Below are 23,320 nucleotides of genomic sequence, written 5' to 3' on the forward strand. Positions count from 1 at the left end.
TTTTGAACCAATGTTAAGAAAAATGCCGAATAGTATTATGACGATAGTTAATGAATTTAATGGGCAGAATAAAGGGCGAAAAAATAGTTAATTATAATTATTAGCCATAACAACATTATAAAAATACTGTTATGACTATGTGTAAATTTTGAATGATCAAAAATGGGTAATTACAATTATTGTAATAAAGAAAGTACTGATTGTGGTACTTGGTTAGCTTGAGCTAGTACTGAAGTACCTGCTTGTTGCAAGATTTGACCACGAGTCATGTTTGAAACTTCTGTTGCATAATCAGCATCTTCAATACGGCTACGCGCAGAACTTAAGTTGTTTACAGTATTATTGATGTTGTTTACTGTTGATTCGAAACGGTTTTGTACCGCACCAAGTTGGCCACGTAATGCATCAATGTTTGATAATGCCTCATCAATTGTTTTTAATGGATCTGTGGTTAGGTCTTCACCTGAAATTTTAAATCCATCTAAACCAAGTTCAGTACTATCAATTTTTTTCAAATGGATTTCAATAGTTTCACCATCGTTTGCACCCACTTGAATTTTAAGCGTTTTATCTTCTGATAATACTTTAGAGCCGTTGAAATCAGTTTGTTTAGAAACACGATCGATTTCGTCTAAACGTTGATCGATTTCATTTTGAATTGATACTAAATCGCTTTCAGAATTGGTGCCATTGGCTGCTTGAACAGTTAATTCACGAATACGTTGTACGTTGTTATTGATTTCGTTTAACGCACCTTCAGTAGTTTGTGCAAGGGAGATACCATCATTTGCATTACGTGCCGCTTGCGTTAAGCCTTTAATGTTTGATGAAAAACGGTTAGCAATTGCTTGACCTGCTGCATCATCTTTTGCGCTATTAATACGCATACCTGATGAAAGACGCTCAATAGAAGTACTAAGAACGCTTTGAGAATTGTTAAGGTTATTTTTTGCCATTAAAGACATTGTATTTGTATTAATTACTTGTGCCATTTTTATCTCCAATAATATAAATATTAAAATCAACAAGATATTTAAATTTAATTCATAATTCTTGCTGACAAATAACTTATCGGTAACAAAATAGGGAACTTTAATCTTTTTGATGATTATTTTTTTATAGCAGCAATTTAGTTGTAAATTAAACTGATATTATTAAATATAATCATAGTATTATTTTTTGGAAATAATTTTCTAATGATTTTTTTATTCGAAAGAATAGATTATTATCAATTTATTAGATAAATATTTAAAGGAAGACTAAATTTTTCTAATTATCAGCCGATATAAACAATATTGAATAATTGTTATAGGTAGACTAAATCATGGCAATGAGCGCATTAGGCATTGGTTCTGGAATTGATCTTAATGGTATTTTAGATCAACTAGAAGTGGCCGAAAAAACACGTTTAACCCCAATTACAACTCAACAAAAAGCAATTAATGCTAAAATTAGTGGTTTTGGTAAATTAAAAAGTGCATTAACAACATTTAATACTGTAACGGAAAAACTTCAAAAAAAAGATCTTTTTCAAAGCCGAATAGCAACAGGAAATGACAATTATTTTTCGGTAAAAGCAAATAGCAAAGCAGCATTAGGTAATTATACAGTTACAGTTGATCAATTAGCCACATCTCATGGTATTGCTACATCGACAATCAATGATAAAAATGCTAAGTTGGGTAATGATAACCAAACGCGAACTATTACTATTGAACAAGCTAATGGTCAAAAAATTGATATAACCTTATCTCAGGATGAGACATCTTTAGAATCAATAGCAAATGCCATTAATAATGCCAAAGTTACTAATGAAGATGGAACAACCAGCTCTTCAACAATGAATGCTTCCATTATTCGTTCCGGAGCAGATGGTTATCAATTAGTCATCACATCGAAAGAAACAGGTGAACAACAAAGCATTACTTCTATTTCATCAGATGACGAAATGTTAAGTAATGTTATTGGGTTTGATATTAATCAATCCAGTAATAGTCATATGACTGAAGTTGCAAAAGCGCAAGATGCTAAATTTTCGTTTAATGGTATTGCCATAACCAGTGGGTCTAATACGGTTAAGGATGTTATTGCTGGTGTTGATATTACCTTAAAACAGATAACGCCAACTAGCCAAAGCCTTGCTATAACTGCTGATCATGAAAAAACGGAAGAAGCCATAAAAGAATGGATAGATGCATTTAATCAATTACAAACAACGATTTCATCATTAACTAAGTTTACTGCAGAAGATAAAAATTCAAAAGAATTAAACAGTAGTAATGGTCCACTTATTGGCGATTCAACGTTACGTAATATTGATCAAAGTATTCGTTCAATCTTTGCCAAAGGACAATCAGGCGAATTTGCTGTTTTGTCGCAAATAGGCATCAATATGGACAAAAGTGGCCAGTTAACGATCAAAGAAAATGAGCTGAAAAAAGCACTCAATGAAAACAGCGATGCGGTAATGATATTATTTACTGGTGATGGTGAAAAAACGGGTATTGCTAACGAAGTTTTTGCCAAAGTGAGTGGATTTATTGATAGCGATGGCATGATTGATTCAGCAACTAATGGGTTAAATTCTACCTTAAAATCATTAGAGAAACGCCATGATCAAGTAAGCAATTCTATTGAACAAACTATTGAACGTTATCGAGTGCAATTTACCAAATTAGATATTTTAATTAACGAGTTAGATAGCATGAGTAATTATTTAACAACCCAATTTGACATGATGGCAAATTTAAAAAAATAGGGAGTAAATAATGTACCAATTAGGTTCTAAGGCCTATGAGCAAGTGAATTTAGAAACGCGAGTTAGCCAAGCATCGCCTCATCAATTGATCGTATTATTATTTGATGGTGCGCTTAACGCAATTAAATTAGCTAGCTTGTATATTCAAAAAGGTAATATTGTCGGTAAAGGTAATGCAATTTCTAAAGCGATTAATATTGTTGATAATGGGCTTAAAAGCTGTCTAGATTTAGAAAAGGGCGGAGAAATTGCCGAAAATTTAGATCGTCTCTATCGCTATATTAGCCAACAGTTAGTTTTAGCTAATTTACATAATGACAAAGAAAAGCTACAAACTTGTTATGATCTGTTAAACAATATTGCCGAATCTTGGCGTGAAATTGCAAAATAAAAAAGGATACTTATGCAAGGAAATAAATTATTAGAACAATATGAACAATTGAATTATGTCGTTGAACAAATGTTGATTAATGCACACGATGAACATTGGGAATCATTAGTCAGTTGGCAGGAAAAATATCAACAATTGTCTGAAAATCTTATAATAACAGGCGATTTTATCCGCATGGATACATTGCCAAAACAACATCGCGATATCATTCAGATGTATATAAAAAACATTTTAAGTTATCAACAACAATTAACTCAATTGATTATTACTCGTCATGCTCAGCTGAGAAAGATGATCGGCGAGCATGTTGATTATCAAAATAAAATAGACAACTATCAAGAAATGGCAAGATTAATGTGAGTTTGCAAACTGATTGGTTTGAGTTTTATTTATCAGATAAAGCTCAAGCCAATATGTTTATTCAACTCGTTTTAACAAACACATCTATTTAAAATAAACCATTTTTTGTTTGATTATCTTCTTCTTTCTCATAAAAGATAACTGTGTCATTGGCATTTTTGGTTTGGATGATACTGCCAATGATTAATTTTTTTCAGGATAATTGAAAAACGTCTAAGAATGCTATTGTAAAATAGCTACGGCATACAATGTGCTTGCACTGGTGCTGCGTATCTTTCGCAATAAGTTGCTCCCTTGGCATAAAAAACAATGTAATGGTTGGTTTCAGCATATCTGCAAACTAAATAAGGCGTTATTTGTGGGATAAGTTACCATATTACTTTTTCTTTTTTAAATTCGGGTACTAAATCTACCTTATTACAGATTGGTCCAGCAAATAGTTTGGCGTTATTAAGCTGGTAAACATTCTGTCCATCAGAAAAAGTTGTAGGGCAACTCACAACAGGGAATTGCGCATGGCAATTGATTGATACTATGCTGAGTAATAGACCAGTGAATAATATTGTTTTTTGAATATTATCACGTTGAATCCTTTATGTATTTCATTGGTTGTTTTTTTATTAAAAAATCGCATTATGTCGTTATTTTTTAATAGCAGAGTAAAAATGGTAAAGTTTTTTGAGTCATCAATTGATAACAAAAATAATATATTGCGTAGAAAAACAAGCATCAAAAATATGAACGATGCTTATTTTAAACTTGAATGGTGTGGTGCGTTGATTATCGCATTTAGATCAGAATTAATGGTTATCGGTAAAAGTAAAATGCAAAATTTAGGATATAGGAATGATATTTGATGCCATTAATTAAACATTCATATTCATAATTTCTTGATAAGCGGCAACCAGTTTATTACGCACTTGAATACCAAACTGCAATGAAACCGATGACTTTTGCATATTAACCATCACTTCATTTAATGACGTATTGGGATCGCCCATTTCGAAAGCTTTAGCGTCATTATGTGCTTGTATTTGTCGCTGACTTATTCCATCTAACGCATTTTTTAGCGCTAAACCAAAATTTTGTTTATCAGAAAAAGTTGATTGTTGTGAAGTTTCTGTTAATTGATTTAAGTTAGCGAATTGAATTGAATTTAACGTATTGATTGTATTCATGTTGATAATTACGTCTTGTATTTTTTTGTCAATGTACCATTAAATTTATCATAAAAATAAAAAGCCAAAGGGTTTAAGTAAGGGGAAAACTATACGCTTTTCTAGCCATTGAATTTTCTAAATACATGGATAATAAACGACAGAGTAAATCTAAATAGTTTAGAATCAGGATGCCTATGACTAGCCAAACAGTCAATAATAAAGGTCAATCAATATTAAATAAGTTACCTTTTGTCAATCAATTAAAACAAAACAAAAAAATGGCATTGTTAATTGCTGGTGTCATTACAATCGCAATGATGAGTTTTGTCTATTTATGGGCTAAAGATGAGCCTTACGCAGTTCTATTTAGTCATTTGAATGATAAAGATGGTGGCGAAATTATTAGCCAGCTTGATAAGATGAATATTCCTTATCAATTTTCCTCTTCTGGCACGACTATCTTAATTCCTGAAGATAAAGTTTACGATACCCGTTTACGGATTGCCCAACAAGGGTTGCCTAAAGGTGGTGCAGTTGGTTTTGAATTGCTTGATAAAGAAAGTTTTGGTATGAGCCAATTCAATGAGCAAGTTAATTATCAACGCGCTTTAGAAGGCGAATTATCAAGAACAATTGCTATCATTAGTAGTATTGATGATGCGAGAGTGCATTTAGCTATGCCTAAACCTTCTTTGTTTGTTAGAGAACGCAAATTTCCTTCAGCGTCAGTAGCATTAACATTACTCCCAGGTCGCTCATTATCGCAAGGTCAAATTGATGGCATTATTCATTTGATTTCAAGTAGTGTACCGGAATTACAGCCCGACAAAGTCACAATTATTGATCAGCGAGGCAATTTATTAACTGGTGAAAGCTATCGTGACAGAAGCGCGAATGTTGCGCAGTTGGAGTTTAGTGAGCGGATTGAAAACAGCGTTCGTGAGCGAGTAGAAAAAATTATTATTCCTATTTTGGGTAAAAATAACGTCAAGGTACAAGTGAATGCTGATGTTGATTTTAGTCGCCAAGAATCGACATCAGAAACGTATGATCCTAATAGCAATATTGCGAATCAAACCATCCGTAGTAAACAGCAAGTCGAAAATCATCAATCAGCAACAAGCTATGGTATTGGCGGAGTGCCAGGTGCATTATCTAATCAACCTGTACCAACACCTAGTGCACCAATCGATGAAAACGATGAATCGATTGAAAAAAATAATAAACAACAACCTTACAACTTACAATCGAATAATACCGTTAATTTTGAAGTAAATAGACAAGTTATACGTAGCCAAATACCGGAAGGACGGGTTAAACGTTTATCGGTGGCTGTTTTGGTTAATTATAAATTTGTCACCATTGAGCCAGATGAGGCTAAATCTGATGATGACAGCAAGTCATCTTCTATAACAGAACAATGGGTAAAGTTAGATAACGATGAGCTGAAAAATATTGAAGCATTAGCACGCCAAGCAATGGGCTTTTCTGATTTACGTGGCGATACATTAACGGTTGCAAATTTGAAATTTACTGATCAATTATTTGATGAAAACGAAAATATCGCATTTTGGAAAACAAATGAATTTTATGACTCCGTTAAAAATGCAGTTAAATATTTAATTTATATTGCCATTTTATGGGTTTTATGGCGTAAGGTATTACGATCGTTCTGGATAAAATTACAAAGACAGCTTCTTAACAGTAATGGTCAAACATCTGATATTGAGCTATCAGCGGAAGAAAAATTAGATTATAAAGCACACAGTAAACAGCAACACAAAATGTTTGAAGATAATATGCAACAACAACAGCACATACGAAAAATTGTTGAGAAAGAGCCTCGCGTAATGGCATTAATTATTCGTAGCTGGATAAGTAGGGAGGACACTAACCAATGATTTTAAGTGAATCTCAGAAAGCGGCTGCCATTTTAATGGTATTAGGCGAAGGGCTGGCGGCGCAAGTAATGCAGCATCTTAGCCAAAAAGAAGTACAACAAATTAGTAGTGCTATGATGTCGTTGCCTCAGTTTTCTCAAGAACAGTTGAAAGGCATACTTAACGAGTGCCAAGTTGCACTTGAAGAGTGCGCTGTTTTAAATACTGATCCCAATGGTTATTTACGATCAATATTGGGGCGTTCACTGGGTAGTGAAAAAGCGGAACGTTTACTTGATGAACTTTTATCAACTGAACAAGAAGAAGCTACCGATGGTCTTGAAATGCTCAATTATATTGATGCAACAAGAGCGGTTGATCTAGTGAAGAAAGAGCATCCTCAAATTATAGCAACGATTCTTGTTCATCTAAATCGCGATTTAGCGGCAGAAATTCTAAACTTATTTGATGATGAATTACGAAACGATGTTATGTTACGTATTGCAACATTTGGGGGGGTTGAGCCTTCAGCGCTTCAATTGCTTTCAACCTCACTATCGACTTTACTACATGGTCAAAATATCAAACTTAATAATCTTGGTGGTATACGTACTGCGGCAGAAATTATTAACTTAATGAAAACACAGCAAGAAGAGCAAGTTATTAATGCATTGCGTGATTATGATGGAGAATTAACCCAAAAAATTATTGATGAAATGTTCTTGTTTGAAAATCTTGTTGAAGTGGATGATAGAAGTATTCAACGCTTACTTAAAGAAATCGATAATGAAATGTTAATCATTGCATTGAAAGGTGCAACGGTTGAGTTACGTGACAAATTATTAAGTAATATGTCACAGCGTGCAGCCTCTATTTTACGTGAAGATTTAGAAAATAGGCCACCTGTACGTTTATCTCAAGTTGAAACCGAACAGAAAAAAATATTGGCGATTGCTCGTCGATTAGCAGAAAGTGGTGAAGTGATCCTAAGTAGCGGTGATGATGAATATGTGTAACCGGCTAGATAGATCAAATTGGAAACCATTAATTTTTCAAGATTTTTATTTATCCGAATTACCGAAGTTAAGTAAAAATGAAGTTACTATAAACGTTGAAATTGATGAACCTGAAACAGAATTAACTGCTACCGAGATAGATAATGTTGTAATTGAACCAGAGTTAAATCAGGCACAACAGTTAGAGCTGTTAAAAGAAAAGGTAAAAAAACAGGCTTATCAGGAAGGTTTTAATTTAGGTCAACAAGAAGGTTTCAATGCAGGTAAACAGACTGGTTATGATGAAGGATATCGAATTGGCGAGCAAGAAGGGCGCCAGTTCATTGAACAACAACTTAATAAAGAAAAAATAAATGCCGTTCAAGCTATAGCTAATTTAATGACTAATTTTCAAAATTCGATTAACGAAATCAATGAATTAATTGTTCCTAAACTGCTTGATTTAGCATTGATTGCTGCGCAAAAAACAGTAGGTACGATACCAAAAGCTAAGCAAAAACAGCTTATTTATACCATAAAAACATTAGTTGAACAGTGTTCAATCTTGTCTGAACCTATTGCATTGCATTTTAATCCGGCTGATTTGCTATGGTTAGAACCCATGCTGAATGATGAAATCAGTCAACATCATTGGCAACTTATTGCCGATTCTAACGTAGAACAGGGTGGATGTAAGATATTTACCGAAACTAATGAAATTGACGCAAATGTCGGTCAACACTGGCAAATAATGTCTGATAGCCTAAAAGAGGACAATCATTAACATGAGATATTCTGCAAAATGGCTAAGTAAAATTGATCAGGCTAAACAACAACTTGAATCATTATCACTAATCCGCCAATACGGAAGATTGGTTAAAGCATCGGGACTTGTGTTAGAAGCTACTGGACTAAAGTTACCTTTGGGATCTAACTGCTTGGTTGAACGACAAACCGACGGTCGAATTGAGCCTGTTGAGTGCGAGATAGTTGGATTTAGTGATAAAACGCTTTACTTAATGCCATTTGAATCCACTGACGGTATTTTATTAGGCGCTCGTGTTTATACCAAGCAATATGATTTAGCGCACTTTAGTCATAAAGTATTACCCATGGGAATGGGTTTGTTAGGTCGAGTTGTTGATGCTATGGGTAAACCGTTAGATGGTCAACCGTTACCAGAAGATGTTGAATTTGTTGGATTATCTCATAAATCGATTAACCCATTACAGCGCACGCCAGTTCACCAAGTGCTTGATGTTGGCGTTAGAGCAATCAACGCATTATTAACGGTTGGTAAAGGACAGCGAATGGGGTTATTTGCTGGTTCTGGCGTTGGAAAAAGCGTTTTACTTGGCATGATGGCACGTTACACCCAAGCCGATATTATAGTTGTCGGATTGATCGGTGAGCGGGGGCGAGAAGTTAAAGATTTTATCGAAAATATTTTAGGTGAAGAGGGATTAGCGCGAGCGGTTGTTGTTGCCGCACCAGCGGATGTCTCGCCATTATTACGCTTACAAGGCGCTGCCTATGCGACTAAAATCGCCGAAAATTTCCGCGATAAAGGGTTTAATGTGTTACTGATTATGGACTCTTTAACGCGTTATGCCATGGCACAACGTGAAATTGCGTTAGCTATTGGAGAACCACCAGCAACGAAAGGCTATCCTCCATCGGTCTTTGCCAAATTACCAGCATTAGTTGAAAGAGCAGGCAATGATGAAGAAGGAAAAGGCTCAATTACGGCATTTTATACGGTATTAACTGAAGGTGATGATCAACAAGATCCGATTGCTGATTCAGCTAGAGCCATACTCGATGGGCATATTGTTTTGTCACGCTCACTTGCTGAGTCTGGTCATTACCCCGCTATTGATATCGAGGCCTCAATCAGTCGAGTGATGACCGATCTTACCGCACCTGAGGATGAAAAAAAATCACGGTTGTTTAAACAGTTATTTTCAAGTTTTCAACGAAACCGAGATTTGATTAATGTTGGTGCTTATGTGTCTGGCACCGATCCTTTATTGGATAAGGCGATTATGCTGTTTCCTGCTATGCAAAAATTTTTACAGCAAGGAATTAATGAGCATTGTAGTTATCAAGATGCTTATCAACAATTAGTAAATATTGTCGAACCCAAATTAGCTAGTTAGGACTGAGTAATGGTAAATAAAAATTCTGGGCAATTTGCTTTTTTAACACTAAAAAAATTGGCGCAAAAATCGGTAGACGATACTTTACTTAAGTTAAAAAAAGCCCATGAAAATCATCGTAATGCACAATCACAACTGAATGTATTAAATGATTATTATGATGAGTACCGACAAAAATTAAATAATGCCTTATCTCATGGTATTAATGGATGCCAATTAAGTAATTTTAATGCATTTATTTCAACCCTTGAAAAAGGCATTGAACAGCAAAAAAAAGTATTGTTATCGTTAGATATTAAGCAAAAGCAAATAACCCATCAACTTAATCAATCACAAAAAAACTTGAACACTTATACAACATTATTAGACAAGCAATATAAAAAACGGTTACAGCAACAAAGCCGTTTGCAACAAAAACTGACTGATGAATTTGCACAGCTACAACTAGCAAGGAGAGTATTAAATGAATATTAATCTTATTAATGATTTAAATCTTACCCCATCTCATCAATCGCAATCAGTTGAAACGGATGTAATTGCAAGTGATAATGATGGTTTTCAACAATTATTGCAACAGAGTGAAAAGCAAAGCCAACAAGGCAAAAAAATCATTAATGCTGAGTTAAATGTTATCGATGATACACACGAAGATCATGATGCTGATATGATCATTATGGCTATCAATCCTTTTTATATACAAACTATTGAACAAGAAAAACAAGATGTTGTAAGCGCAGAACAAAATAGTGAGGCAAAAAACAAGCCAAATTTATCGATAACAAATCCTCTAAATACTGCCATTTTAGATGCGGATGTATTCGATAATTTATCGTCAGAAACGTTAATTAATGATCAGCCAACACAGCTACTGGCCTCTATTTATGACAGTGAGAATTTAATCAATAAAGCAAAACAGCAAACAGATGTCATGCCATTGTCGGACAATAACCAATCGATAGCCACTGATCTTGTGCATAAAAAAGCCACAAGAATTAAAAATGATGTGGGTAATACGCATTTTAATCAAGCAAATAATGACGATCAAGGTGCGATTTTGCATATCAATCCCGAATCAGCTTTAACTACCCATGCCAATGGGCAAAATGCATTAGTACCGTCAGTTAATACTAGCACGACATCAGCAACACTAAATATGTCGATGCAAGCAAATACTACGCAATGGCAAAATTCATTAACAGAACAAATTATTATGTTTAATCGGCAAGGTATTCAATCTGCCAACATAAATTTGCATCCACAAGAATTAGGATCATTACACATTAAACTTGCGATCAGCGATGACAAGATGAATCTTCATATGATGGCAGCACATAGTATTGTTAAAGGTATGTTAGAATCGGCGCTACCTTTCTTAAAAACATCATTAGCCGATCAAGGCATTACCCTAGAACAAGCAGATATTGGTGACTTTTCGATGATGAGTGATTCGCAACAATCTGCTATGTATCAGCAAACCAAACACAATCAGTCACATAACGCCCTAACGTTAGATCCAGAGACAAACGATATCAATGTTGAACAAGTACGTGTTGAAAATAGCCCACAAAAATCGGCACTCAGTATATTTGCTTAACGATTAAAATTACTATTTATTATACAAATTGGGGATTAGAGAAGATGAAACGTTTAAATAGGTCATGTTTTGTTGCCTATTCTTCAAATCAATTTTAAAAATATGATTTATTATTCTCGTCACTATAGCCAATTAATGGATTATAAATCTTTTTAAATTTTTATAGAGACAAGAGTAAATATGCCTACAACGTCCAAAAAAGTAAGTGCTTTAAATTTAATCCTTATTCTTATTACCCTATCAGCAATAAGTGCCGCAGCTTATTTGTGGTTTCAAGGCTATCTAAAAGACACAACTAAAGTGCAAGAAGAGCCTGAAATCGTCTCGCCAGTATTTTTAACATTAAAACCGTTTACTATTTCATTGCCTGTTGCTGAAGATAATATTGAGATGACTAAAATCCTTTATGTCGGGGTGGTATTACGTGTTAATGATGAAAATCAAAAAACAGTGCTATTGGATTATTTACCCGAAGTAAGAAGCGATATCCTCCTCCTTACTTCAAAGCAATATATTAATAAGCTAAAGCAAGAAGCAGGGAAAATCGATTTACAAGAACAGATAAAAAATACGTTATCGCGAAAATATAATGCAAAACATTGGGTAAATATTGATGAAGTTTTATTTACTGATTTTATTATACGGTGATGATTATGCCTGATAAGCGTGAGCCGAAACAAGACATAAATGAAAGCAGTGATGCTTTAACCCCTGATAATTTTGTTGTAGCTGAAGATGATAGCAATATTGATGCTTTGGGTGCCTCGTTACCTACAGGAAAAAAGACCGATGTTAGACCTTATGATTTATCAGTCAAACATCGATTTATCCCTGAACGTTTAACGGCATTAGAGATCATTAATGAACGTTTTGCTCGGCAATTTCGAATTGGATTATTTAATCAATTACGCCGTAATACTGATGTAATTGCCTCTCCCGTTGAGTCTCATACGTTTAAAGAGTTTTCTGATATTTCATCAGCAAATCATTTGAATTTAGTGCACCTTAACCCATTAAGAGGAACTTGTTTATTTTCATTCTCACCTGAGCTAGTGTTTATTATTGTGGATTCATTGTTTGGCGGTGATGGACATTTTTCCCAAATAGAAACAGAAGGGCGGGAATTTACGCACACGGAACAGCAAATCATTAAACGAGTGCTCGAGTTAACATTAGTTATTTATCAAAATGCATGGGCTGATATTTACGCCATTGAAACCGAATATATTCGTTCTGAAATGCAAAGTAAATTTACCAACATTACTAGCTCACCTGACGATGTCGTGTTAACAACCAATTTTAAAGTTGAAGTGGGTCATAGCAAAGCAACATTTTGCGTTTGTATTCCTTATTCTATGGTCGAACCAATCAAAGAGTTGCTAATAAAACCGCCTATCGAAGAACAGACTTATCAAGACGATAATATCTGGATGAGTTCATTAACCACTGGAATTAAACAATCATCTGTCGAATTAGTTGCCAATTTTACCCATATTCATACAACCGTTGAAAAACTGTTAGCGTTAAAAGTTGATGATGTTTTAACAATTGAAAAACCAACAAATATAGATGTAACAGTTGGCGGTGTACCGGTATTAAAAGGCCATTACGGTAAAGTAAATAAACAATATGCAATTCAAGTAGAACAGGTCATTAATCCTGTAATAGAACAACTTAATGAGGGAGTGTTCAATGACTGACATTATACCAAATAACGACGAAGACCAAGAAGAAAAAGTAATGAGTGATGAACTCATCACTAAAGAGGCTATTTTTGAAACATTATCACCGCAACAAACGGAAGAAAAAAAGCAAGATATTAATCTGATTTTAGATATTCCTGTTGATTTAAGTGTAGAGCTTGGTCGAACCAAGATAGCAATTAAAGATCTATTAAATTTAACACAGGGATCGGTAATTGCATTAGATGGGCTAGCTGGTGAACCATTGGATATATTGATTAACGGTTACTTAATTGCTCAAGGTGAAATTGTCGTTGTGGGCGATAACTATGGTGTGCGTATCACCGATATTATTACCCCATCAGAACGTGTACGAAGACTGAGCCGTTAACAGTGAAGATTGAGCCGTTAATAGTAATGAAGCAAACTAATTTGGTTGAACCTGTGGATACTATAGCAAACACCAAAACGTTAACAAACGCCAAAACGTTGGCTCCGTCATCTTCTCCGTTAAATATTTATACTGAAGTAGGATCCTCAATAGGATCAACGCTTATCGTTGTCATTGGTTTTATTTTATTGTTAGGTTGGCTTGCCAAACGAATGGGCTGGAAAAAAAAGACCAATCAATGGATCGATGTCAAAGCCACATATAGCATTAGCCCCAAAGAGCGTATGGTTGTGGTTCATGTTGATAACCAATTATTAGTGATTGGGGTTACACCTCAACAAATGACGTTATTACATACTATCAATGAACAACGCACTCAAGCACTGCTTTCGCAAAATATGACAGATACCACTTGTGTGAAAAGTAACGTATTTCAGCAGATATTACAATCCGCTTTAAAAGCAAAAAAGGAGTAACAACTAGTGCGGTTAAATTTTACTATTTTGCTCAGCTTATTGTTACTAAGTTTATCATGCCATGCTGACTTATCTGCGTTACCTACCATATCCCAACCCATGAGTGGTGGGCAAAATTGGTCATTACCTGTTGAAACCTTAGTATTTTTGACATTGCTTACCTTCATTCCAGCAATTTTGTTACTAATGACCAGTTTCACACGTATTATTATTGTATTAGGTCTGTTACGTAATGCCCTTGGTACGCAATCGGCACCACCCAATCAAGTTATTTTGGGCATTGCCCTATTTATGACCTATTTCATTATGTCCCCCGTGATTGATAACATTTATCAAGATGCTTATGTGCCGTATTCGCAAAATCAAATCACCATGCAAGAGGGCTTCACTCAAGCGGCTAAACCATTACAACAATTTATGCTTGCCCAAACACGAGAAACGGACCTAGCATTATTTGTTAACATGTCTCACCAAAATGATATTCAAACACGTGAAGATGTCCCTTTAAAAGTACTGGTTCCGGCTTTTGTTGTCAGTGAATTAAAAACAGCGTTTCAAATCGGTTTTACCATTTTTATTCCTTTCTTAGTGATAGATCTCGTGGTTGCAAGCACGCTCATGGCATTAGGCATGATGATGGTACCGCCAGCAACGGTGTCTTTACCATTTAAGTTAATGTTATTTGTGTTAGCCGATGGTTGGCACTTATTACTTGGTTCGTTAGCACAAAGCTTTTTTAGTTGAATCACACTATGTCGCCCGAATATATTAGCACCTTAGCAATACAAGCAATAAAAGTCGCTGCATCACTGGCTGGACCGTTACTATTAGTTGCTTTAGTAACAGGATTAATCATTAGCTTATTACAAGCGGCCACGCAAATTAATGAAATGACATTATCATTTATTCCCAAAATTATAGCGGTCGTTGTGGTTTTAATCATATGGGGACCATCAATGCTATCAACCATGATTGATTATATGCAAACGGTCATTACCGATATTCCTAATTTAACCCGTTAAATTAAATGGATATTAATAGTAATATTTTATTTAATATTGATTTCTTTGCTTGGGCTAAAGATGGCTTTTTCCCCTTTGTGCGCATCCTAGCGTTGATTATGGTTGCCCCTATTTTGGGAGAAAAAGAGATCCCCAACCGCGTAAAAATAAGCTTGGCATTACTTATTGCAATTGCTTTGCCACTTCCACATCTTGATGAACATATTAAAATATACTCTTTTATTGGCATATGGATGATTGCACAGCAAATAATGATTGGCGTGCTTATTGGTTTTACTATGCAGTTAGCATTTATGACGGTGCGATTTGCCGGCGAATTAATTGGTATGCAAATGGGACTTGGAATGGCCACCTTTTTTGATCCTATTGGCGGTCCATCTACATCGGTATTGTCACGCTTAATTAACATTATTGCACTGCTAATCTTTCTTAGTATTGATGGTCATTTATGGTTGTTATACGGCATAGCAAACAGTTTTGATATTATTCCCATCGCAGTAATGCCATTACAAGCAAACGGATACTTAGCTTTAATTGATGTCAGTAAACTATTATTTATCAACGGGATAATGTTAGCACTTCCCTTAATGACATTGTTGCTAATCGTCAATATATCATTAGGGCTACTTAATAGAATAACGCCACAACTCTCGATTTTTGTTGTCGGCTATCCAGCTACATTATTATTAGGATTGCTCATGCTAACTTACTTAATTTCAGCATTGCCCACCTTTGCTACATTTGTCTTTGAACAAATGTTTGAACAAATTTCTACTCTATTGCGATATTTCAGCCAATAAAAACACTAAGTCAATTTGAGATCTGTGTTATTTCGGGTGTTTGAAGCGTTGCTGATAAAATAAGCTATTGCTATCATGTGCTACCATGCTAAAACCAAAAAATTTTCTGTAAAATCCCCCTGTACCTTAAGCATGGCTACAAAATGGAGGCTTTGACAACCGATCTTTGCCACTTGGTTTTAACGCAACGATGCTAATTTATTCTAGGCAAAGCAGTGCCTTGCAAACATGCTTGTTTGCTGTGCTTACTTTACGCTATCGGTAGCTATATTCTCACGCCAAATAAGCACGGTGTTAATCTTTAAAAAAACTTTAATAAAATCAATTGGTTTTCTGAATTCTTTTTTAAGTAGCAAAATACCTTATTTTTAGTCATTCAACGCCATGTTTGAGGCAAAATATTTGGCTTCAAATCGCCTAAATCTAATCTGTTAGCAATCATTTATTTATCAGCAAAAAACCAAATGCAGAAAGAAAAATTATCTTAAAATAACAAGATAACTAAAAAATAGCATAGAAAAACGATTGATTTTAACAAAAAGAAAAAATTCAATAAAATCAATGGGTTTTCTGAATGACTTTTAAGCACTAAAATGACTGATAATAATAAAATCAACATGTTGATTATTAAAGCTAATTAATTTAGCTAATCATTGTGATTATAAGCCAAGCAAAATAAGCGGCATTTTGGTGTTATCGTTAATATATAATTTTTACAACTTAACGGCGTGTAATTACTATGGGTAAAGAGCAAGAATTAATAAAACAAGCCGAAAGGCTCGCTTTACTTCCAGATTCAGAAAAACCATTCGATCAACTTATGGATCTACTTAACAACGAAACCGATCTTGAAATGAGATCCCGGGTTGTGGCTTTTTACTCTATCGCTCTTGAAGAAGCTTTATGCCCCAATGATCATTTTAAGATGCTTAATAATAAGATTCGCCGACTACTGAATACGTATCCACTACCTGATGATGCCGAAGCGCAATTAGACCGTTTAATAGAACAAGCCGATAACGAACAGGATAAATTTTTATTAAGTCAATCTCACGAAGCTCTCTTCGTTTTACGTCATGAATAATTAACCAGAAGCTTATTTTATGTTAACTATTCCTATTCATATTGGTTAAACCAATGTGAATAGGATATTTAACTCGACTTTTGAACTGAATCTTTCTAATTAAGCTTTTTTCACAAAGCAAGCTTTAAGCATAATTTTCATACCATCGACTTTACAATCGATCTCATGATCACCGTCTACTAAACGAATGCCTTTGGCTTTAGCGCCTTTTTTCAGCACAGTTGACGATCCTTTTAACTTAAGATCTTTAATTAAAATAATATCATCACCATCAGCAAGTAAATTACCATTACTGTCTTTTACTTGTAATTCATCATCAGAAGACACAGCCTCGTTTGGATCCCATTCGTGGGCACATTCAGGGCAAACACAAAAGCTGCCATCATGATAAGTGTGTTCAGATTGGCAAACAGGGCAATTAGGTATAGATTCCATAATTAAGATTCATCCAAATTAAATAAAATGGCGCCTACTATAGCAAAAAAATGCTATTAAGTCATGAATGATAACTGTTTGGTTGCCGTGGGTAATCTAAAAAAATTGACGAATTAGCCAATTATTTTAGGCATAAATAAACTACTATTAATTGATTTTGTTGTTCTATTTCTTTTAGATCTTTCTTCATATTTTTTCTTTTTTATTGGGGCAAAAATACAATCATTTTTGTAAAAAATATTCAGGAATCTATACCGTTTTAGCATGAAATTATTTTAAATTCAATTGGTTAATAAATTATTATAAATAAAGCACCAAATTGTTTAAATCCCTTATTCAGCCAAAGCGTTAAACTGTAATGGTCAAGTATTTTAATCACCAATTTAGGTTGTTTTGCCACAGCCGGTGGTAAATCAGTGTTAAAACTATGTGGTCGTCTTTGGTGATAATAATCGAATAAGTAACAGAACATGTCTGACTTGGCTTGAGCTAAACGACGATAACCTGCCTTGGGGATCCATTCACTTTTCAAACTACGAAACAAGCGTTCAGTGGGTGCATTGTCCCAACAATTATCGCGATGGCTAACACTTTGTACTATTCCACAACGACTAAGACGATGCCTGAATACTGCTGATAAATACTGGCAACCTTGGTCAGAATGGAACATTAAAGCCCTTGGCTTTACCTCGTAGAGACCAAGCCATGTCTAATGCACTAATCACTAATTGACTATCGACTTTATCTGATACGCTATAACCCACTACCCGCCGAGCGTACAAATCGGCTACTATCGCCCAATAAATCCACCTGCCACCCGCCCAAATATAAGTGATATCACTTGTCCATACCTGATTTGGACTAGGCTAGTTAAAGTTCCGTGATAGCTTATTGAGCAGTTCAAATTTCTCCTTGGTTGCACGGTTGAAATGCCTTGCTTTGGGTTGCTTACTGTATAATTTAGCTTCTTTCATTAATTTTCTCACTTTGTTAGGACCCATCTTGATACCTTGCTGGTTCAGTTTTGTGGTTATCGTTCGACTGCCAGCTGAGCCGCTACTTTGTTTGCAGAGGGTTTCAGTTAGTTTACCACCTAATTGAGCGTCTTAAATTATTAGACCACTACACTTATCTTTTTGGTACGAAGTCGCTTTTAAATTACTAAAATCCAGTTTGTCGTTATAGCAATGGTATCCACCACCACAAGCGTACTAATTACCTCTTTTTCACCCGAGGAAGAGGTTTTAATGTAATATTTGATATTGATTCTATCGTGGTTATTTATAATAAACAGGCTACTGTTTATCTAAAATATCAACAGAAAACCTATCAATATTGCACTTAATAAAGTCGCCACTTAGATAAGAAAAATCATAAAATAGATCATCTTGAAAAACTAAATTTGATAATATTAATTTATTTTCAAATAAGTACCCATTGATATGATGGGTAAACGTGTCTTGTTGTTGTTTAATGATAAAGCATTTATCTTTAGATAATTCTGGTTTTATTTTATTAATAAAACACAAGCCAAGCTCTAATAAGTAAATATTACCTGTGTTAAGCGCCCAAGGAGAAGAGTTAATAAAACAACAGAGTTGATACTGTCCAAAAGCGAAAGTAGCCTGCTCCTCAATATAGGGATCAATGGCAATTAACTTTGCGTAATATTTCATTATTCCTCCCTAATTGTTATACACTAACTAAGATAACTACGTTTACCAATGATACTAGAACATACAGCCATTTATCCTACTAATTTTAGCATCTTTTGTGCATATTATCATTTCGGTTGTGCTGCCTAACGTTCAATATCATCGATGACTTCAATCGTAAGATGTTAAACGTTGATATTGCTCTTAATTTGCCAGAAGGAAGAGATTTAAAAATCCACCTTAAAAAATTCAATAAAATCAATATGTTTTCTGAACCATTTTTATTGTTTTACTTTAGACTTAATCAACAATTGCTTGTTTTAAAAATCAATGCTTATGCTATTTTTACTAAGAAAATCAAAACCTAGCAATTTATCAGGCTTAAATTCAACGGGAAAGAAATCTAATATAACAACTTCAATATTATCATTAACAACATTATTTACTTTAGAGGCAGCACTATTGAAAATCATTTTATTATTTTTGATAACATCAGATATATCTATAACCAAACCCTTATCATTCAAAATGACCTTAGCACCCACTTGTTATCTAATTTAGCAACAACGTTTCCCCTTCAATGTTTACTGGTACTTTAACGCATCAAAAAGGGGGAAGATATTATTACGGCAATCCTTTCTGTCGCAATATCACACCCTAAACGGCATCTCATATCAAACCCCTATTTAACTATATCTACCTAGCTATCAACAGCTTGAATTTCAACTTGAATTAATGGGTAACGTGGCAAAAAACTGCGGTTCCCAGTATTGGGCGCTTAATCCTATTATCAATTAAATGCAACTTGCTTAAAGCCTGATATGGCCGTTGGCTGGCTATTTTTTGCAATTTTTTCAATACGACTAATGATTTGGATAAGTTTGTCGCTATAGTTAGGATCGGTTGCATAATGTGCTGCTTGCAACTCTTTAGCTGCTGTTCTGGCATCAGGAGCTTTAACTACTGCGCGGTAGCGAGGATTTTTGGTTAATAAATTAAGGTAATCGGTGATTGCATGTTGTTTGCTATTATAGACTCTAAATTCATCTTGAATTTTTATCATATGGTTATCAATGAATTCTTGCGTTGTTAAACGCGTTGAACGCCCTTGCCATGATGGAGTTGCCTTTATACCAAAATAATTATAGCTTGATTGATTAGGTTCTGTCTTGATTTGTTTTTGCCCCCAGCCTGTTTCTAATGCAGCTTGTGCAATAATGATTTCATAAGGAATTCCCGATTGTTTAGCTGCTTGCTTGGCTGGCTCAAGCCATTCTTTGACAAATTGGGTAACATGATTTTCATTTGTATTATCACGTGTTGTTTTTGATACTTTTTCGTTATGCTTACTTTCAAGCATGTTGTTAGCACTACGATATAGCATTTGCCCTAATGCTTGAGGTGATATGTTAGATGGAGCCTGACTAAATAAAGATTGGGCTAATTGAAGATTTTGCGCAGTATTGTTTGTATTAGATTGTAAGTGATTATTAGATTGTAAGTTAGTATTAGAGTGCAAATTAGCATTAATTGATGATCTATTAGTTAACTGCTTAGTAAGCATATCAGATAAACCCAACCCTTTACCAGCAGCTTGTTGCGCAATTTGCTGATCAAACATTGCAGTAAATAGTTGTGAAGCAGATTGACTAAATAAACCGCTTTCAGGCACCGCTTTGCGCATACTTTGCATCATCATATTAATAAATAAGGACTCAAATTGCTGAGCAACTTGCTTAATACCTTGAGCAGAACCATTAGCAACATTGCGCTTTAGCTGGTTTAGCCCTGAAAAGTCATAAGCAAAGCGATTAAAAGGTTGTCCAATTTTATTATTCATAATGTCATTTCTTTTATAAATCGTTTTTTAGATAGTTTCCAATGAAGCATGCAAACAGCCCGCCGTCTTTAAGGCTTCAAGTATCGACATTAACTCAGTAGGATTAGCGCCTAATAAATTTAGCGAATTAATCACTCGGTTTAAATCAGTGCCCGATGCGATGTTATGTAATGCGCCACCTTCTTGCTCAACACTGACTTGGTTATCAGGCGTAACCACTGTTGCACCACCCGCTAATGGCGTATTGGGTTGGCTGACTTTTAATTTACTATTTACAACAACAGATAAATTGCCATGTGCTACGGCGCAATTATCCAATTTAACCTTTTGATTCATGACCACAACACCTGTTCTTGTGTTGATGACCACTTTTGCTGAAATAGGGGTTGTGCCAATTTCAAGATCTTGTATTCGAGAAAGTAACTGCACTCGAGTTGTATTTTCTTTTGGCATCTGTAGTGCTATTGTTGTACCATCTAGTGCAACCGCAGTGTTTTTTTGTAACTTGTTAATGACATCAGCAATTTTTAAGGCACGTGTAAAATCAAATTGATTAAGATGTAAGTGGATAACATTTCGTTCATCTAAACGGGTTGCTAGTTCTCGTTCAATGGTTGCCCCATTAGGTATAGTTGCACCGGCCGTTTGATTAACACTGACACTACTTCCTTTACTACTTGCGCCCATTCCCCCCACAAAAAGATTGCCTTGCGCAATAGCATAGACTTGATTATCAGCCCCCTTTAATGGCGTCATGATCAATGTGCCACCACGTAAGCTTTTTGCATTACCAAGCGAAGATACCACCACATCGATCTGTTGCCCAACGCGTGAATAAGAAGGCAATTTTGCAGTCACCATAACTGCAGCAACATTTTTTAATTGCATATTGCTGCCTGTTGGCACAGTAATCCCTAATTGGGATAGCATATTAGTGATACTTTGGATAGTAAAAGGTGTTTGTGATGTTTGATCGCCTGTGCCATCAAGCCCAACAACAATCCCATAGCCAACTAAGGCGTTTTCTCTTACCCCTTCAATGGTGACCAAATCACGTATACGCTCAGCATGACCATTTGGTATAACCAATATCATCATCAAGGTAAAGCAGAAAAAAGGACGCAATTTTTTTATCATAATGAGACTCATTAAAATGGTGAAAGATTTAAGAATAATCGCTGTAACCAGCCCATTGTTTGCGCTTCATCAATGTAACCATTACCCACATATTCAATGCGTGCATCAGCAACTTGCGTTGAAATTACCGTATTATTGCCGCTGATGGTTCTTGGATTAACAACACCAGAAAAGCGTATGAATTCAGTGCCTTGATTAATTGCAATCTGTTTTTCACCAATCACTTTCAAGTTACCATTGATCATGACATCTTGAACGGTGACCGTGATTGTGCCACTAAAGGTATTTTTAGCATTAGCGCCACCAGATCCCTTAAAGTCATTGTCACCAGACATTTCGGTATTGGCTTTACCACGACCCACTAGCCCATCAAGAAATGTCGGTATAGTTTTTACCCCTAAACTCACCGAGCCATTTCGTCCAGCATTAACAGATGAGCTTTTGCTAGCGCTCACATTTTCTTGTAAAACAATAGTTAACACATCGCCAATATTGCGCGGGCGACGATCTTCAAATATCGGCTGATAACCAAAGCTACTGGGCTGGCTAGCTTGATAAATTGAACCATTATTGTTCACAGTTTCTGGCATTTGTGGAACAATGCTTGTTTTACCCTCAACTAAGGCTTGTTTAGGTAATTGAGCACAGCTAAATAAAAAAAATGCAATTAAAATATAAAAATATCTCATTACGCTTATTATATTGTTAAATTTATAACTGATTTAAACGTTGCAACATTTGGTCTGATGTTGAAATCGCTTTACTGTTAATTTCATAAGCGCGTTGAACTTGGATCATATTCACCAATTCTTCAGCAACATTGACATTAGATGTTTCGATATAACCTTGATATAGCAACCCTGCGCCGTTTAATCCTGGCGTATTTTCAGTGGGAGCACCTGAACTTTCCGTTTCTAAATAAAGGTTTTCGCCCATGCTTTCAAGCCCAGCATCATTAATAAAAGTATGTAATGTTAATTGACCAACTTGCACTTGTGTTGACTGATTAGCTAACGTCACATTAACCACACCATCACGTGCAACCGTCATTTTGATTGCATTGGATGGAATACTAATAGTTGGCTGAATTTCATATCCCGCAGCGGTTACCAATTGACCATTTTGGTTGACTTGAAAAGCGCCGTTGCGTGTATAAGCCTGCGTTCCATCAGGTAATAGCACCTGAAAAAAACCTTGTCCGTTAATTGCAATATCACTGCTGTTATCCGTTGCTTCTAAATTACCTTGGCTATGAACCCGCTCTGTTGCAACAGGACGAACACCTGTACCTATTTGCAAACCTGATGGTAGTGTTGTTTGTTCTGAAGACTGCGCACCGGGTTGACGAACAGTTTGGTATAATAAATCTTCAAATACAGCACGTTGCCGTTTAAAACCACTGGTACTCACATTGGCAAGATTATTGGAAATAATATCCATATTCATTTGTTGTGCGGTTAAGCCTGTTTTGGCAATCCACAATGATTTAATCATAGTTTTT

General features: G+C 35.2%; 28 protein-coding genes and 2 pseudogenes. 18 read left to right on the plus strand and 12 right to left on the minus strand.

The window, feature by feature from the left end:
- Window positions 1-176: 176 nt before the first annotated feature.
- A complete protein-coding gene (locus A9G42_RS03255) occupies window positions 177-992 on the minus strand; it encodes a flagellin N-terminal helical domain-containing protein (RefSeq protein WP_065582097.1) in 816 nt (271 codons plus the stop codon).
- Between the two features lie 332 nt (window positions 993-1,324).
- Here A9G42_RS03255 and fliD point away from each other — a divergent pair, with 332 nt between their 5' ends.
- From fliD to A9G42_RS03275, 4 genes are all read left to right on the plus strand, one after another.
- Complete coding sequence (fliD, locus tag A9G42_RS03260; RefSeq protein WP_082211814.1) at window positions 1,325-2,758, plus strand: flagellar filament capping protein FliD; 1,434 nt, start codon at window positions 1,325-1,327, stop codon at window positions 2,756-2,758.
- A gap of 10 nt (window positions 2,759-2,768) precedes the next feature.
- Entirely contained in the window at window positions 2,769-3,149 is a 381-nt protein-coding gene (gene fliS, locus A9G42_RS03265) for a flagellar export chaperone FliS (protein ID WP_065582099.1), read from the plus strand.
- Between the two features lie 12 nt (window positions 3,150-3,161).
- Window positions 3,162-3,509, plus strand: a complete 348-nt coding sequence (locus tag A9G42_RS03270) for a hypothetical protein (protein ID WP_065652649.1) — start codon at window positions 3,162-3,164, stop codon at window positions 3,507-3,509.
- Window positions 3,510-4,174: 665 nt separating this feature from the next.
- Window positions 4,175-4,366: a hypothetical protein gene (locus tag A9G42_RS03275; RefSeq protein ID WP_065582101.1), complete on the plus strand. Its 192-nt coding sequence runs from the start codon at window positions 4,175-4,177 to the stop codon at window positions 4,364-4,366.
- A gap of 9 nt (window positions 4,367-4,375) precedes the next feature.
- Here the strand turns inward: A9G42_RS03275 and fliE are convergent, their stop codons facing one another.
- The gene (fliE, locus tag A9G42_RS03280) at window positions 4,376-4,687 is read right to left on the minus strand and encodes a flagellar hook-basal body complex protein FliE (protein ID WP_065582102.1); all 312 of its coding nucleotides are present in this window, start codon (window positions 4,685-4,687) and stop codon (window positions 4,376-4,378) included.
- A gap of 176 nt (window positions 4,688-4,863) precedes the next feature.
- Here fliE and fliF point away from each other — a divergent pair, with 176 nt between their 5' ends.
- The 14 genes from fliF (at window position 4,864) to A9G42_RS03350 (ending at window position 16,752) form a co-directional block, all read left to right on the plus strand.
- Complete coding sequence (gene fliF / locus A9G42_RS03285) at window positions 4,864-6,570, plus strand: flagellar basal-body MS-ring/collar protein FliF (RefSeq protein ID WP_065652650.1); 1,707 nt, start codon at window positions 4,864-4,866, stop codon at window positions 6,568-6,570.
- On the plus strand, window positions 6,567-7,565 hold the full coding sequence (fliG, locus tag A9G42_RS03290; protein ID WP_065582104.1) for a flagellar motor switch protein FliG: 999 nt from the start codon (window positions 6,567-6,569) through the stop codon (window positions 7,563-7,565). The genes fliF and fliG overlap by 4 nt, the downstream gene beginning before the upstream one ends.
- Window positions 7,552-8,328, plus strand: coding sequence for a flagellar assembly protein FliH (locus A9G42_RS03295; protein ID WP_065652651.1), 777 nt, complete (start codon window positions 7,552-7,554; stop codon window positions 8,326-8,328). The genes fliG and A9G42_RS03295 overlap by 14 nt, the downstream gene beginning before the upstream one ends.
- 1 nt (window position 8,329) lies before the next feature.
- Window positions 8,330-9,703, plus strand: coding sequence for a flagellar protein export ATPase FliI (fliI, locus tag A9G42_RS03300; protein WP_065652652.1), 1,374 nt, complete (start codon window positions 8,330-8,332; stop codon window positions 9,701-9,703).
- Window positions 9,704-9,712: 9 nt separating this feature from the next.
- Complete coding sequence (gene fliJ, locus A9G42_RS03305; RefSeq protein WP_065587897.1) at window positions 9,713-10,177, plus strand: flagellar export protein FliJ; 465 nt, start codon at window positions 9,713-9,715, stop codon at window positions 10,175-10,177.
- Window positions 10,167-11,297 carry a flagellar hook-length control protein FliK gene (locus tag A9G42_RS03310; protein ID WP_065652653.1) on the plus strand — a complete coding sequence of 377 codons (1,131 nt, stop codon included), beginning with the start codon at window positions 10,167-10,169 and terminating at the stop codon, window positions 11,295-11,297. The genes fliJ and A9G42_RS03310 overlap by 11 nt, the downstream gene beginning before the upstream one ends.
- 180 nt (window positions 11,298-11,477) lie before the next feature.
- Entirely contained in the window at window positions 11,478-11,945 is a 468-nt protein-coding gene (locus A9G42_RS03315) for a flagellar basal body-associated FliL family protein (RefSeq protein WP_065582109.1), read from the plus strand.
- 5 nt (window positions 11,946-11,950) lie between these two features.
- Entirely contained in the window at window positions 11,951-12,997 is a 1,047-nt protein-coding gene (gene fliM, locus A9G42_RS03320) for a flagellar motor switch protein FliM (RefSeq protein ID WP_082211846.1), read from the plus strand.
- Between the two features lie 40 nt (window positions 12,998-13,037).
- A complete protein-coding gene (gene fliN, locus A9G42_RS03325) occupies window positions 13,038-13,370 on the plus strand; it encodes a flagellar motor switch protein FliN (protein ID WP_442903188.1) in 333 nt (110 codons plus the stop codon).
- Window positions 13,371-13,396: 26 nt separating this feature from the next.
- Window positions 13,397-13,846: a flagellar biosynthetic protein FliO gene (fliO, locus tag A9G42_RS03330; RefSeq protein WP_141671952.1), complete on the plus strand. Its 450-nt coding sequence runs from the start codon at window positions 13,397-13,399 to the stop codon at window positions 13,844-13,846.
- A gap of 6 nt (window positions 13,847-13,852) precedes the next feature.
- A complete protein-coding gene (fliP, locus tag A9G42_RS03335; protein ID WP_065587895.1) occupies window positions 13,853-14,590 on the plus strand; it encodes a flagellar type III secretion system pore protein FliP in 738 nt (245 codons plus the stop codon).
- Between the two features lie 8 nt (window positions 14,591-14,598).
- On the plus strand, window positions 14,599-14,868 hold the full coding sequence (fliQ, locus tag A9G42_RS03340) for a flagellar biosynthesis protein FliQ (RefSeq protein WP_065582113.1): 270 nt from the start codon (window positions 14,599-14,601) through the stop codon (window positions 14,866-14,868).
- A 5-nt stretch (window positions 14,869-14,873) separates the two neighbouring features.
- Window positions 14,874-15,668, plus strand: a complete 795-nt coding sequence (fliR, locus tag A9G42_RS03345) for a flagellar biosynthetic protein FliR (RefSeq protein WP_065652655.1) — start codon at window positions 14,874-14,876, stop codon at window positions 15,666-15,668.
- 739 nt (window positions 15,669-16,407) lie between these two features.
- On the plus strand, window positions 16,408-16,752 hold the full coding sequence (locus A9G42_RS03350) for a hypothetical protein (RefSeq protein ID WP_065652656.1): 345 nt from the start codon (window positions 16,408-16,410) through the stop codon (window positions 16,750-16,752).
- A gap of 99 nt (window positions 16,753-16,851) precedes the next feature.
- Here A9G42_RS03350 and A9G42_RS03355 read toward each other — a convergent pair whose 3' ends face one another.
- The 10 genes and pseudogenes from A9G42_RS03355 to flgG form a co-directional block, all read right to left on the minus strand.
- Window positions 16,852-17,187 (minus strand): zinc ribbon domain-containing protein YjdM, encoded by a 336-nt coding sequence (locus tag A9G42_RS03355; protein ID WP_065582117.1) that lies wholly within the window; start codon window positions 17,185-17,187, stop codon window positions 16,852-16,854.
- A 289-nt stretch (window positions 17,188-17,476) separates the two neighbouring features.
- Window positions 17,477-17,857, minus strand: a complete 381-nt coding sequence (locus tag A9G42_RS03360; protein ID WP_065652657.1) for an integrase core domain-containing protein — start codon at window positions 17,855-17,857, stop codon at window positions 17,477-17,479.
- Window positions 17,844-18,038 (minus strand): annotated as a pseudogene (locus A9G42_RS14640) (DDE-type integrase/transposase/recombinase); the annotation flags it as partial. The pseudogene A9G42_RS14640 and the gene A9G42_RS03360, both read right to left, overlap by 14 nt.
- Before the next feature lie 15 nt (window positions 18,039-18,053).
- Window positions 18,054-18,254 (minus strand): annotated as a pseudogene (locus A9G42_RS14645) (IS3 family transposase); the annotation flags it as partial.
- Window positions 18,255-18,482: 228 nt separating this feature from the next.
- Entirely contained in the window at window positions 18,483-18,863 is a 381-nt protein-coding gene (locus A9G42_RS03365) for a hypothetical protein (protein ID WP_065652658.1), read from the minus strand.
- Between the two features lie 299 nt (window positions 18,864-19,162).
- Window positions 19,163-19,387, minus strand: a complete 225-nt coding sequence (locus A9G42_RS03370) for a hypothetical protein (RefSeq protein WP_065588041.1) — start codon at window positions 19,385-19,387, stop codon at window positions 19,163-19,165.
- Between the two features lie 245 nt (window positions 19,388-19,632).
- On the minus strand, window positions 19,633-20,682 hold the full coding sequence (flgJ, locus tag A9G42_RS03375) for a flagellar assembly peptidoglycan hydrolase FlgJ (RefSeq protein ID WP_065652659.1): 1,050 nt from the start codon (window positions 20,680-20,682) through the stop codon (window positions 19,633-19,635).
- 27 nt (window positions 20,683-20,709) lie between these two features.
- Complete coding sequence (locus A9G42_RS03380; protein WP_065568284.1) at window positions 20,710-21,819, minus strand: flagellar basal body P-ring protein FlgI; 1,110 nt, start codon at window positions 21,817-21,819, stop codon at window positions 20,710-20,712.
- An 11-nt stretch (window positions 21,820-21,830) separates the two neighbouring features.
- On the minus strand, window positions 21,831-22,508 hold the full coding sequence (locus A9G42_RS03385) for a flagellar basal body L-ring protein FlgH (RefSeq protein ID WP_065588039.1): 678 nt from the start codon (window positions 22,506-22,508) through the stop codon (window positions 21,831-21,833).
- A gap of 22 nt (window positions 22,509-22,530) precedes the next feature.
- Window positions 22,531-23,313 carry a flagellar basal-body rod protein FlgG gene (flgG, locus tag A9G42_RS03390; RefSeq protein WP_065581494.1) on the minus strand — a complete coding sequence of 261 codons (783 nt, stop codon included), beginning with the start codon at window positions 23,311-23,313 and terminating at the stop codon, window positions 22,531-22,533.
- Window positions 23,314-23,320: the final 7 nt, after the last annotated feature.

Source organism: Gilliamella sp. Nev6-6 (assembly GCF_001690605.1).
GTDB classification, from domain to species: Bacteria; Pseudomonadota; Gammaproteobacteria; order Enterobacterales; family Orbaceae; genus Gilliamella; species Gilliamella apicola_C.